Source organism: Vagococcus allomyrinae, assembly GCF_017829975.1.
Lineage (GTDB): Bacteria > Bacillota > Bacilli > Lactobacillales > Vagococcaceae > Vagococcus_D > Vagococcus_D allomyrinae.
Genome location: NZ_JAEEGA010000003.1, coordinates 1 through 13,207 on the forward strand (window position 1 = coordinate 1; position 13,207 = coordinate 13,207).

A 13,207-nucleotide genomic window follows, 5' to 3' on the forward strand; every position below is an offset into this window, starting at 1 on the left:
CTTTCAACAAGAGCCGTGCAGACACGCCTTTAAATGCTTTCATTATATTAGGAATATAATGTTGAGGTTTGCATTCAATAAGTAAGTGAATATGGTCTTTATCTGACTCCATCTCAATGATTTTAATATCATTATCTAATGCAATCTGGTTTAATAATTTTTTAACATATGTCTCAATGTTTCCGTGCAAAATATGATGTCTATATGTCACACACCAAACTAAATGATACTTTATGGAATAGACATACCCACGACCATGATGTACTTCTGACATGAAAAAACCTCCTTGGAAATAGTTTAACATATATGATATCGGCTGTTCAACATAGCTAAAGCTATGCCACAACCGAAGCCGATTCATCTACACGACTAAAGTCGCGAGTGTTCTCGGCTATTGCATAAATAATAAAAGCTGAGCGTAAAGCCGTCTCGTGAAGTTGGATCCAAACTACGAAATAGAAAAAGTTTGCTACTTTCCTATAAATCAAAAATGGTTCAACTCAAAAGAGCCGAACCATTTTTGATTATAAATAGCGCCCCGTGATACTTTCAGGTGCTTGGCTCATCTCTTTGGGAGTTCCTGCAAAAACAATCTGTCCCCCACGACTGCCACCATCAGGTCCAATATCGATCGCCCAGTCCGCCTGCCGAATAATATCCACATGATGTTCAATCACAACCACCGTACTTCCTTTATCCACTAACTTATTGATTATTTCTAAGATATGAGCGATATCAGAGAGATGTAACCCCGTAGAAGGCTCATCCATAATATAGAGGGAACTTTTCTTATGGAGCTCACTGGCCAACTTTAGTCGCTGAGCCTCACCGCCAGATAAAGTGTTTAAAGGCTGACCTAAGGTAATATATCCCAGCCCAACTTCTTGAAGTGCCCTCACCTTTTTATGAATCTTAGTCGCTTGAAAAAAATCAACCGCTTGTTCAACTGTCATTTCTAAAATATCACTAATCGTCTGACCATTTAAATGATAGCGCAAGACGCTTTCTTTAAATCGTTTCCCATGGCAAGTGGCACATTTGATGCGAATCGAGTCCATGAAGGCTAAGTCCTGACTCTGATACCCCAATCCTTTACATTCTTCGCAAGCCCCCTTGGAGTTAAAGCTAAATAGAGATGGACTGACGCCGTTCTCTTTGCCAAATTGTTTGCGAAGCTCGTCGAGAATCCCCATATAAGTCACTGGCGTAGAGCGTGAGCTCGTATGGGTCGCTGCCTGATCAATCACAACTGCTGCAGGATGCTCCTTCAAAAAAGAGTGATAAATCAAAGAACTTTTGCCAGAACCAGCCACACCTGTCACAACCGTTAAGACCCCCTCTGGAATGGAAACTGACACATTTTTCAAGTTATGAATACTCGCTGGCGGAGCAGTCAGTTGACCCTTAGCTTGCCGAGGCGCAGTTTTAAATGGCAATTTCTGTTGTAGAAAGCGCCCGGTTAAGGTGGTTGACGTCAATAACTCGGCAAAACTGCCTTCAAACATAATCTCGCCACCATGAACCCCTGCATGAGGCCCAACTTCAATCACATGATCTGCGATTTTAATCACATCCGGGTCGTGTTCAATGACCAAAACCGTATTGCCCTTATCTCTCAACTTAATCAGAAGCTGGTTCATTCGCGCTACATCTCTCGGGTGAAGGCCAATACTAGGCTCATCAAAAATATACAGCAAATCTGTTAAACTACTATTCAAGTGACGCACCATTTTAACTCGTTGTGACTCACCACCAGACAGTGTTGACGTTTCCCGCGCTAAATTCAAATAATCCAACCCAATGTCGATCAAATTTTGCAGACGTTCTCTCAGACTTTTAATTAGCGGATGCACATCAGGTTGATCAATTTCAACTAATCGCTCGAGTAAGATTGGCAACTCCATGCTTAAAAAATCAGCAATATTATATCCTTTAATTTTCGAAGACAAGGCAGCTTGCGACACTCGTTGGCCAAGGCATAACTCACAACATGTCTCGTGAGTGAACTGAGCAATTTGCTTCTGGGTGCGCTCTGAGACTTCCCCCTCCTTCTTTAAGTACATTCGATCAAACTTAACTAAAAGTCCTTCAAAATTAATATTGTGGTTATCAACCTTAACTTTGACCCCATTCCCATTCAGAAGTTGTTGCCATTCGGCTTCTGAATAGTCTTTTAATTTTTTATCATTGTCAAAAAATCCTGATTGCAAATAAACTTGTAAGTACCACGAATTATTTGCAAAAATGGGGAAAAGAATCGCTCCTTCGTTTAATGACCGTTCGCGATCTACCATTTTACTGATATCCACTGTTATTTTCCGCCCAATGCCATCACATTCAGGACACATGCCTAATTGCTGATTAAAGGAAAAGTAGTTGGCATTGCCAATGTGTGGTTGCCCCACTCTGGAAAAGAGTAGACGGATCAACCCATTGATGTCGGTAATGGTTCCAAGTGTCGAACGAGAGTTGCCGCCAATGCGTTTTTGGTCAATCACAACTGAGGTAGACAAGTGTTCAATACTGTCAATATCGGGTTCTTGATACTTTGGTAAAAAATTGCGAACAAACGTGCTGTGCGTTTCGTTCATTTGTCGTTGAGATTCTGTGGCGATCGTATCAAAAACAATCGATGATTTACCTGAACCGGAAACACCTGTAAAAACCGTTAACTGACGTTTAGGAATCGCTAATGAAATATTTTTCAAATTATTTTCCCGTGCGCCTTTCAAAATCAAATATTCTTGTGTCATCATGCTACCTCCGAAAGATTATTTGGTCGTTAGAATAAACTTACTTTCTAATTAACTCGACAAGATGATAGTATCACATTAAAGCAATTACTAAACTTGTCATAGTTAACGTAATGATTTACAATGTTTTTACGTAAAAAGTTTACAATCCAGACCGACCTTTTAAAAGCTCACCTCAACAGATCTCACAAGAACCCATCAAATCTACGTCTAGCAAGGAGACGATTACATGACTTATCGACCGATCGACATTGCAAGAAAACTAAATATTAGCACCAGTTCTTTACGTTTTTACGAAGAGGATGGCATTGTCCCAAAGCCAGAGCGAACCGCTAGCGGTTATCGCATCTATACAGAGGAACACCTTTACTATTTCCAAGCGATTCGCAGTCTCAGTTTGGGGTTTGGGTATCAATTAACTCACCGCATCATGGGTAAGATTTTAAACAAAGAAATGCTTGCTGCTTTTTGGTTAATTAATGACTCTCAAGCAAATTTAAACAAGGAAAAAAAACTAACCGACCAAACCCTTGAGATGCTGACTGGGCAAGAACTGCACACTGAGTTAAATCTCCCTAAAAGAGGCTGGTTTACCATTGGTGAAGCCGCAGATAAATTAAATCTTTCGACAACCGCTTTACGGCACTGGTGTTTAGAAGGCTTGATCGAACCTGAAAGAGATTTAGAGAGCGGTTATCGCATGTTTACCTATGAAATGATGCAAAAAGTTTTACTGATTCGGGTGATTAAAACCTCTACTTGGTCCTTAGACGAAGTCCGCTCCACATTGACTCGTTTAGATCATCATTCACCAGAAAAAATAGTTGAAATTGCTCAACACTCCCTCACTTATATCAATCAAGCCATTCAACGGCAGCTTGTGGGCATTCACTATTTATACATGCTCTGTCGTGAATTATCCTTAACTGAAATAGACGACTTCCCCCGACAACCTATGGTTAAAAAAGCCAGGTTTGTTCTAAAAAAAGATGAGACAAATTAATCTGTCTCATCTTTTTTCCCATATTGTCGTTTGGATCTAGTGTCACGCCTCGTTGGGCTTTTTCATATTTACTCTTCTTCAAAAAATAGCAATAAATCTTGCAAGGTCAATTTTTCTTTTTCTTCTTTAGCTAAATCAACTTTAATTTGACCTTTTTGTAACACAATTAGTCGATTCCCATAGGTTAAAGCATCTTCCATTCGATGGGTAATCATCAAACAAGTTAAGTGATTGTCTTGAATTCGTTGATCGGTTAGCTTCATTAAAGAGCGAGACGTTTTAGGATCAAGTGCGGCTGTGTGCTCATCTAATAGTAATAACTCCGGCTTTGTGATGGTCGCCATCAAAAGACTTAGAGCTTGGCGTTGACCACCTGATAAGTTGCCCGCGGGGGTGTCCAAATGCTGTTCTAGCCCATTGCCAATCAGCTGACACAAGGCCTGAAACTCCTGGCGATTTTGAGCCAAAGGTCGTTTTTTAAACTGTCGTTTTTGGCCGCGATACATGGCCAACAAGAGATTTTCTGCCACTGTCATTCGAGGGGCGGTTCCCATCTTAGGATCTTGAAAAACCCGAGAAATGAATTTAGCCCGTTCTTCTTCTTTTTTGTTAGAAATATCCTGTCCTTTTAACAAAACCTTCCCCTTGGTTAAGGACAAACTTCCGGCAATACTATTAAACAAAGTTGATTTACCAGCCCCATTGCCGCCTAAGACCGTAATAAAATCACCTGAACGAATCGTTAGATTCAAATCATTCATAATAACTTTTGATTCATCTAACCCGTTGGAAATGGTTTTAACACCGTGTTGAATTTCAAGAATGGCTTCTGTCATTTACAGCTCCTCCTTATCAGGTAAAAAATTTAAATTGAGCTTGCTTTTAATTTGTGGAATCATCAAACACAAGGCCAATATGACGGCTGAAATGATTTTCAAATAGTTAGTATTAAACCCTAAGCGAATAACGGCAAGGATTAACAACTGATAGATAATGCTTCCTACAACAATTGCAATTAAGCGTTCAGTCAACGTCAATTCACCAAATATGACCTCGCCGATAATGATGGAAGCCAATCCAATGACGATAACGCCGATCCCCTTATCGACACTGGCATACCCATCATTTTGAGCTAAAAGGGCACCAGCCAAAGCAATGACCCCATTGGATAATGTCAAACCCAATATTTTCATCCGATCTGTTTTAATTCCCAACGAACGAGCCATGATTTCGTTATCACCAGTGGCGATATAAGCTTGACCTAAATTCGTATTGAAGAAAAGTAATAATAAGGTGATAATAATCACCACGGCGATTAAGCCAATCAAGACGGTATCAAAATAATTTGGCAAATTTAATCCTCTAAAATAATCATGGATCTTGGCTTGATTCAACAATGACAAGTTAGGCGATTGCATAACGAATAAAATAACTGAATTCAATCCTGACATCACCAGAATTCCTGATAAGATAATCGGGATCTTGCCTTTGGTATAAAGTAAGCCTGTAACTAATCCAGCCACCATCCCCGCTAAAACACCCAAAATCGTGGCAATAATTGGTGACAGACCGTGAGTAATAGCTGTCACACAGACCGCAGCCCCTAAAGGATAGGACCCTTCTGTTGTCATATCGGGAAAATTTAATATCCGATACGTCATAAATATTCCTAAACCTAATATCCCCCAAATCAATCCCTGACCGATAACTGATACTATCATTTCAGCTTACCCCTTTCCCACAAGCGTGGCTTTCTCTAAAATATTGGCTGGAATCTTAACACCTAACTTTTCAGCTTGCCCCTCATTAATAATAATATCACCTGAAGTGAAGGTATAGATCGGTGTTGTAGCAGGATTCGATTTACCAGCTAAAATATCGGCCGCCATACGCCCTGTTTGAACGCCTAACTCATATTGATTAATGCCAACAGTCGCTAGGCCCCCCTGTTCGACCATCGTATCCACAGAAGGAATAATTGGTGTTTCATTTTTATTGGCGATGTCCACGACAATTTGCATGGCATTGGCAATCATATTGTCTGTAGGGACATAAATCATGTCCACTTCTGACGTCATCACTTGCACCATTTGAGAAATTTCGTTGCCTGATGGAACTGGGTAATGCTTAACTGTCATTCCTTGCTTTTTAGCAACTGCTTCCACCTCATTCGCTTGATACTTTGAATTATCCTCAGCTGAAGAGTATAAAATCCCAACCGATTTCGCTTCTGGTAGCAACGCCTTGACTAACTCAAATTGCGCCTCAACTGGCGACTTATCACTAACACCCGTGATATTCCCACCAGGTTTTTCATTATCGGCAACTAAGTTAGCACCTTTAGGATCAGTAATGGCCCCAAGAACAATCGGAATTTCGGTTGTCAAATTTGCCAAGGCTTGCGCCGCTGGTGTGGCAATGCCAATTAAGACATCAGCGTTTTGATTAATCAGTTGCTGGCTCATGGTATTTAACTTACTTTGGTCCGCTTGACCATTTTGAAATTCTATTTTCAAATTCTTGCCTTCTTCATAGCCCTCATCCTTTAGACCATCTTGAATGCCACGATAAATTTCATCTAAAGCAGGATGACTAAGGAACTGCAAGACACCAACCGTTAAAATCCGCTCTTTTTCTTGCGTTTTTGCAGTCATCTCTGTCTTTTGCATCACAAAACTCACAATCAAAAAGATGACAATTAGTCCTACCACACTTATCAATCGTTTATTTTTCATCTCATTTTCCTCCACCTATCATTTTCGATTTATTTCTGCGCCACTGGCGCCAGCCATTTCCAATCCCATTAGAAAAAGGCAATGACTGTTGTCGTCATTGCCCTGTGAATGGCTAATCCCATTCCAACATATAGCAAAAACCACATAGACAGCTCATCTATGTGGTCTTCTTAATCATAAGTTAGCCTCATAGATACAATTTTAGAAAGTACACTAAAAGTTGCATCTATGAATCGAAACATTCATACACACAACTATCTACGCCAGCTTTGCCATGTTAAATTAGGTTGTTTTGCTGTGTTAGATGGTTGTCTCATGAAAATCCCTCTCTTCTATAAGTTATAAACATTAGTTTACGACGACACTTTACAGATGTCAATAGTAAATTATAAAAACATCTGTTCTTCTAAACACTCTTCGCCAAAAGAGCTAAACCAATCCTCACTGACAAAGCTCTTTTGACCATTTATAACAGATTTAAATTAACGAGAACCCCAAAACCAATTCCGGCTGCCGTGATGATTAGGCCGACTATTAGCGTTATTTTCCCCATGCTGGATTTGGCACTATGGCGACTCCCTCTTTTAGGTTTGCGCTGTAACCGTGAGACCACCACCACGATCAGACCGATCAACGTGACCAGAGCTGGAATGGCGTACTTATCTATCTGCGAAAAAAAGGAACTATCATCTGTCGGCTTTAAATCCCCTTTGTCAGCTGTGGGTTTCCCTAAATTTTTGCCTTGGGCAACCACTTGATAAGAGACACTCGGATTTGGTACTTTATCAGAGACTTGTGGCAAGTCAGTCACTAAGGACAGTTGATTATTTTCCAGCTTAAAGGACAGCTCTTGATTTTTAGGTACCAAGGTATAAAAATCTTGTTCCAACACGATTTGTTGATCATTAATCGTCTGTTCCCCACTATCAAGCACTTTTTTATACTCAAAGCCATTAAAACCAAGGTCCAACAACGCATTGCCGAAAGGATGACGCTCTTCTTCACCTATTTGGTCACTCCAATCACCAACCCCTAAAATCACTTCGATAAACCGTGTGTCTTGGCGCTTGGCGGTCCCTACAAAACCAAAAGCAGCAGATGGACTTGAACCTGTTTTGATCCCATCAAACCCCTCATAAGCATACGTTTTACCAGGAAGAGCAAACAAATAACTGTCAAAAGTTTCTTCATAAGGTGTTCCTGGTTTTACCGTATAGGTTGGATTTTTAGTGAACTCTAAAACCTGAGGGTATTTTTTTAACATATTAAAAGCCAAAATCGACAGGTCACGAGCGGTGGACATGTTATCGCCATTAGGATCAATTCCTTCTGGCAGATAATACCCCTCAAAAAAACTGCTGGCAGCGCCTGTGGCATTATAATAAATTGTATTTGTCATCCCTAATTCTTTAGCTTTTTCATTCATCAAATTGACAAATGACGCCGCGTTGTCATCACTGACTAAATTAGCCAGCATAACCGTTGCCGCATTGGAAGACGGAATCAAAACTAAATGGATGATGTCTTCAATCGTATATTCAACCCCCGCTGCCATTTTATTATTGCTTAAACTATATATATTCGAAATATTTAACACATTTTGAGAAGGCTGCAACGTCGTCTCTAAAGAAAACTTGCCAGCTTCAATCGCCTCAAATCCTAAATACAACGTCATTAATTTGGTTAAACTGGCAATGTAGCGCTGGACATCAGCGTTGTCTTCCCATATCACACGCCCTGTTTGCGAATCAATCATAATCGAGGTTTTTGGTCGATATTTCTCATCAACTGTGTAACCCGCCTCTCTGGTGATTGTCATAATATCTTCCTGAGCAAATGCTACCACCCCAGTAGCTAATGAGCTCAGCCCCACCATCAACACAACTAATACCTTAATCAATTTCTTCATTCTAAACTCCTTAATAAATTATACTTTTCACTATTGACTATTCATCCCTCTATTTACTCTATCTATTCCATACTACCGTTACTTGACTGCTAAATCAATACTTCTCATTCTTACAAAATAGTCATGTTGAGCTGACTTGCAAGACGCTTAAGCCCGCCCAGTAAATAAAAAAAGGGTATTCATTTATTATTCCTTTCTTAGGCGGGATTTGCAAGTGAATTTTTTAAAAACACAAAAAAAAGTTGAATCGAAATGATTCAACTTACTCATCATTATTGACCCGTCGTACTGCTGTTTTGCAATTCATCGATCACTTCTTCTTCAGTACTTTGTGTCGTTTGTTTCTCAGCTTCCGCTTGTTTCTCTGCGTTAATTCGATCTAACTCATCACCTGAAGGTCGAATCAAACTATTGAGATGATCAACTAAATACAATTCAATCTCCTGCTGATTATCCAGACTAATGCGTTCAACTTCTTGTTGATTTTCAAAATAGATCAACGTTATACCGCCTTTAAGGTGGTAAAAATCAGTTACCTTTGTTACGTTATAAAGTATCGGAAAGAAAAATACTGTCCCCTCAAATTCCGCCATCTTACCTTTGTCATTTAAAATCTCCACAAACTGATCATAATTTTTATCTTTTGGGTCAACAATCGCCACAAGGATTTTATCGTTTTTTCGAATCGTGCTCTCCAATTGGTCAAAGTTAACAGTCTCCACTTGCTTGATGTCGGACACTTGGGCCATCACTAAAGAATCGGCTTGTTTAATACGTATTTTACGTTGAGTATTAGGTAAAACCACTGCTATGACTAAGATAACTAACACAACAGATAACCCAGCAATTGCAGATACTTGCCAGTTTTCTTTTACATAATGAATAAACGCTTTCGCTCTTTTTACCACAATCTCTTTAATGTTCTCAAATTTCTCCATTCACTTCACCCTTACTCTGTTATAATAATAGTATACTCATTGCAGAAAGAAAAGGAAAGACAAAATAAGAAATCCTTTTTTCTTCTCATGTAAAAATGAGTAATTTAAAAAGAAACGAGGCAATACATATGTCATTCGATGGCGTTTTTACACGTGCTATGACGGCTGAATTGAATAATAAACTTCTTAATGGACGTCTATCAAAAATTCATCAGCCTTACGATAATGAAATCATCCTAGTAATTCGCAATCAAGGGAAGAACCACAAGCTTTTGTTGTCAGCTCACCCAACTTATGCGCGCATGCAACTAACAAGCGTTGACTATCAGAACCCGCCTATTGCGCCCAACTTCTGTATGATGTTGCGAAAATATTTAGAAGGAGCTATCCTCCAAAAAATTGAACAAGTCGACAATGACCGAATTATTCACTTTGCTTTCTCCAAGCGCAATGAACTAGGAGATTTAGAGAACATTGTTCTTGTAGTTGAATTAATGGGTCGCCACAGCACCATCGTCTTAGTCAATCACGAATCAAAAAAGATACTTGACTGTATTAAACATGTTGGTCCAAGCCAAAATACGTATCGCACCTTACTTCCTGGAGCAAGCTATGTTAATCCACCTCTAAATGACTCACAGCTCAACCCTTTCTCAGTCAACCAAACTCGTCTTTTTGACTTATTGGCAACAGCAGATGATTTGACAGGGAAATTTCTGCAACAGCATTTTCAAGGCCTTGGTTTTGACACAGCCACTGAATTAGCTACCCGTTTAAGCGCCCAACCGACTGAACGAATGAAGACGTGGTATGGTTTCTGGGAAGCAATTGACAATACACCGGAACCAAGCTTGAGCCTTTATCAAGGAAAAGAGTACTTTACTCCCATCGCTTACGATTATCTAGGGAATGAGCGGCAAAGTTTCCCGACCCTCAGTGAATTATTGGAAGCCTATTATTTAGGCAAGGCTGAACGAGAACGGGTTAAACAACAAGCTGGAGAACTTATCCGCAAAATTGACAATGAATACAAAAAGACCATTGCGAAAATTAAAAAGTTAGAAAAAGCCTTAGGTGACACGGAAAATGCTGAAGAGTTTCGCCAAAAAGGCGAGCTCTTAACCACCTTCCTTCATCAAGTAGAGCGAGGAGCAAAAAAAGTTACCTTAGAGAATTATTATGATGAGAATGCGCCCATCACGATTAACCTTCGTGAAGACTTATCACCTGCTCAAAACGCTCAGAAATTCTTTCAAAAATACGCTAAACTTAAAAATGGAGTAAAAATCATTGCCGCTCAAATTGAGTCTGCTAAAAAAGAAGCCGCTTATCTAGAATCGGTCCTTGCACAACTAGAAATCGCGACACCAATGGATATAGATGTGATTCGTGAAGAATTGATTGAAGGCAAATACATCCGGCTAAAACAAAAAGCTGGCCAACGGAAAAAATTACCGAAAAGTAAACCTGAAAAATATCAAGCCTCTGATGGCACGTTGATATTAGTCGGTAAAAACAATTTACAAAATGATCAACTAACCCTTAAAACAGCTAATAAAAATGATATTTGGCTTCACGCAAAAGACATTCCTGGGTCACATGTGATTATCCAAGACAGTCAGCCTAGCGAAACAACCATCGCCGAAGCTGCCAATATCGCCGGCTACTTTTCAAAATTCCGCTTATCAAGCTCTGTTCCTATTGATTACGTGGCGGTTCGCCATGTAAAAAAACCAAATGGAGCAAAGCCTGGATATGTTATCTATGAAAACCAACAAACCATCTATGTCACCCCTGACAAAGAGCTGGTTCAACGTCTCAAACTATAAAAAGGTGACACGCTCCTGACTCTTGGAGTGTGTCACCTTTTATCCTGTTCAACGTCTATGCTCGATAAACAACCAACTAACTGGAATTATCTGGATAAACGAGAACTAATTGTTTGATGATCGATCGTAAAATAAGTTATTGTCGTCTTTTCTAAAAAATACCGATCATGAGAAACCACTAATAACGTGCCTTGGTAGTAACTTAAAACCTCTTCTAGCAACTCACGAGTTTCAATGTCCAAATGATTGGTTGGCTCATCTAACACTAATAAATTATTAGGTTGTTGCATCAATTTTGCCAATTCCAACCGGACTTTCTCACCACCACTTAAGTTGCCCACTTGGCGGAACACATCATCTTTAAAAAAAAGATATTTCGCCAACGTGCGCCGACTTTCTTCTTCATGTAATTGACAACTACTGCGGAAAGCATCCAAAACCGTTTGTTGCCGGTTTTCATAGTCAATCGATTGAGACAAGTAACCCACTTGAACCTGACTACCAAGCTTAATTTGCCCTTGATCAACAGGGTATTCCCCCAGTAGCATTTTTAAAATGGTGCTCTTGCCACTACCATTAGGCCCAAGAATCGCCGCCTTATCTTGCCAAAACAAGTTAAAATCAAGCTGATTGAATAATACTTTTCCTGCAAAGGCCTTTGAGACACCTTTAAATTCCAAGACTTCCTTCCCTGATCGCTGGCTGAAATTAAATGATTTCATCAAAGCGACTTGCTCCTTCGGCGGTCGACTGATTTCCTCCATTTGCTCCAAGCGTTTCTCCAAATGCTTAGCGCGCTTGAAAAACTTCTCGTTATCACTTTCATGTCCCCATTGACGATAACGGCGAATGGCCTCTTTAATTTTTTTGATTTCCTTCTGTTGTTCCTCGTAGTCTTTCGCCAACAATTCCATGCGCTTTTTCTTGGCTGCTTGATAAGCAGAATAATTCCCTTGATATACCACTGCCTCATAATCCAACTCGATAATCGTATCGACCACCTGATTGAGAAAATGACGATCATGAGAGACCACTAAAAAGGTCTTCTTTGATTTACTCATATAATTTCCCAGCCAAGCTAACCCTTGCAAATCAAGATGATTCGTCGGCTCATCCATCAGAAATACGTCTGGATTTTCTAGCAAGACTTTAGCCAAAGCCAACAAGGTTTGCTCCCCTCCACTTAAGGAAGTTACCTGTTGAGTTAGCAGCGGAAAAATACCTAAACCATTGGCAATGGTCTCAAGATTACTTTCGATTTCGTAGCCACCTTCCTCTTCAAACTTTTCTTGAAGTTTGCCATACTTGACTAAAAGAACTTCCAACTCGTCACCAGCTGTCGCAAACTGGCTTTCCAACAATCTGAGTTGCCCACCAATTTCCAATAAATCTGCTCGAGCCGATAAAAGAAAATCCCTCCCTACCAAACCAACAGCACTCACTCGTTCTTGAGATAAGTAACCTATTGACACGTGATTACGAATACTGAGATGACCTTCATCCCGACCTTCAATCCCCATAATCATTTTTAATAAAGTTGACTTCCCACAGCCATTTCGCCCAATTATGCCTACCTTTTGGCCCTCTTTAATACGCATATCTAAATTTTCAAATAGCAACTCACCGCCAATGGTTTTCGTTACATTGTTCAACTGGATAATCATTTTTTGCCTTCTTTCTTCCATTCGAGGCAAATTTTCACTGTGTCTAAAAAGCAGAAGAAACAGCTTTGTCAAGGTTGTCCTAACTAATTCGCAAATCCTACAACAGAATCTGTCTTCAGGGCAATGCAAACTAACCATCGCCAAAAAGAGCCATGACAAAGACGTCATGGCTGCTACACTATCGATAACGATGTTATTTAATAATGAATTTAGTCGTAATAAAAATTAGCCTGAATGGTCTTTTTCTCATATTTAATTGCTGTTTTTGGACACACTTGTCCCCTTAGCAAAAAATACGGAAATAATTGCACGGTTAAGAGCAATAAAACGTTGCAGTTTTTTGTTATTGATCTCTCCTGTACAAAACATCTGACCA

General features: G+C 39.8%; 10 protein-coding genes. 2 read left to right on the forward strand and 8 right to left on the reverse strand.

From position 1 onward, the window contains the following. A partial coding sequence (tnpA, locus tag I6N95_RS05515; protein WP_209525437.1) for an IS200/IS605 family transposase occupies positions 1-274 on the reverse strand: 274 nt, incomplete at its 3' end. A gap of 250 nt (positions 275-524) precedes the next feature. Beyond that, entirely contained in the window at positions 525-2,753 is a 2,229-nt protein-coding gene (locus I6N95_RS05520; RefSeq protein ID WP_209525439.1) for an ATP-binding cassette domain-containing protein, read from the reverse strand. 229 nt (positions 2,754-2,982) lie between these two features. On the opposite strand from I6N95_RS05520, the gene I6N95_RS05525 reads away from it, so the two are divergent. After that, entirely contained in the window at positions 2,983-3,756 is a 774-nt protein-coding gene (locus I6N95_RS05525; RefSeq protein ID WP_209525441.1) for a MerR family DNA-binding transcriptional regulator, read from the forward strand. A 68-nt stretch (positions 3,757-3,824) separates the two neighbouring features. Here the strand turns inward: I6N95_RS05525 and I6N95_RS05530 are convergent, their stop codons facing one another. The 5 genes from I6N95_RS05530 to I6N95_RS05550 all read right to left on the reverse strand — a co-directional run bounded on the left by I6N95_RS05530 (position 3,825) and on the right by I6N95_RS05550 (position 9,338). After that, the gene (locus I6N95_RS05530; protein WP_209525443.1) at positions 3,825-4,592 is read right to left on the reverse strand and encodes an ABC transporter ATP-binding protein; all 768 of its coding nucleotides are present in this window, start codon (positions 4,590-4,592) and stop codon (positions 3,825-3,827) included. Then, on the reverse strand, positions 4,593-5,477 hold the full coding sequence (locus I6N95_RS05535) for an ABC transporter permease (RefSeq protein ID WP_209525446.1): 885 nt from the start codon (positions 5,475-5,477) through the stop codon (positions 4,593-4,595). 6 nt (positions 5,478-5,483) lie between these two features. Next, on the reverse strand, positions 5,484-6,491 hold the full coding sequence (trpX, locus tag I6N95_RS05540; protein ID WP_209525448.1) for a tryptophan ABC transporter substrate-binding protein: 1,008 nt from the start codon (positions 6,489-6,491) through the stop codon (positions 5,484-5,486). Between the two features lie 466 nt (positions 6,492-6,957). Beyond that, a complete protein-coding gene (locus I6N95_RS05545) occupies positions 6,958-8,400 on the reverse strand; it encodes a DUF1958 domain-containing protein (protein ID WP_209525450.1) in 1,443 nt (480 codons plus the stop codon). Between the two features lie 272 nt (positions 8,401-8,672). Continuing rightward, positions 8,673-9,338 carry a hypothetical protein gene (locus I6N95_RS05550; protein ID WP_209525452.1) on the reverse strand — a complete coding sequence of 222 codons (666 nt, stop codon included), beginning with the start codon at positions 9,336-9,338 and terminating at the stop codon, positions 8,673-8,675. A gap of 128 nt (positions 9,339-9,466) precedes the next feature. On the opposite strand from I6N95_RS05550, the gene I6N95_RS05555 reads away from it, so the two are divergent. Next, positions 9,467-11,167 (forward strand): NFACT RNA binding domain-containing protein, encoded by a 1,701-nt coding sequence (locus tag I6N95_RS05555; RefSeq protein ID WP_209525454.1) that lies wholly within the window; start codon positions 9,467-9,469, stop codon positions 11,165-11,167. Between the two features lie 86 nt (positions 11,168-11,253). Here I6N95_RS05555 and abc-f read toward each other — a convergent pair whose 3' ends face one another. Then, positions 11,254-12,831 carry a ribosomal protection-like ABC-F family protein gene (abc-f, locus tag I6N95_RS05560; RefSeq protein ID WP_209525457.1) on the reverse strand — a complete coding sequence of 526 codons (1,578 nt, stop codon included), beginning with the start codon at positions 12,829-12,831 and terminating at the stop codon, positions 11,254-11,256. Between the last annotated feature and the right edge of the window lie 376 nt (positions 12,832-13,207).

Bases quoted from the DNA above. Each gene is read 5' to 3' on its own strand.
- I6N95_RS05525 (WP_209525441.1), top strand. From the start codon at position 2,983: ATGACTTATCGACCGATCGACATTGCAAGAAAACTAAATATTAGCACC.
- I6N95_RS05545 (WP_209525450.1), bottom strand. From the start codon at position 8,400: ATGAAGAAATTGATTAAGGTATTAGTTGTGTTGATGGTGGGGCTGAGC.
- I6N95_RS05550 (WP_209525452.1), bottom strand. From the start codon at position 9,338: ATGGAGAAATTTGAGAACATTAAAGAGATTGTGGTAAAAAGAGCGAAA.
- I6N95_RS05520 (WP_209525439.1), bottom strand. From the start codon at position 2,753: ATGACACAAGAATATTTGATTTTGAAAGGCGCACGGGAAAATAATTTG.
- I6N95_RS05530 (WP_209525443.1), bottom strand. From the start codon at position 4,592: ATGACAGAAGCCATTCTTGAAATTCAACACGGTGTTAAAACCATTTCC.
- I6N95_RS05555 (WP_209525454.1), top strand. From the start codon at position 9,467: ATGTCATTCGATGGCGTTTTTACACGTGCTATGACGGCTGAATTGAAT.
- abc-f (WP_209525457.1), bottom strand. From the start codon at position 12,831: ATGATTATCCAGTTGAACAATGTAACGAAAACCATTGGCGGTGAGTTG.
- trpX (WP_209525448.1), bottom strand. From the start codon at position 6,491: ATGAAAAATAAACGATTGATAAGTGTGGTAGGACTAATTGTCATCTTT.
- I6N95_RS05535 (WP_209525446.1), bottom strand. From the start codon at position 5,477: ATGATAGTATCAGTTATCGGTCAGGGATTGATTTGGGGGATATTAGGT.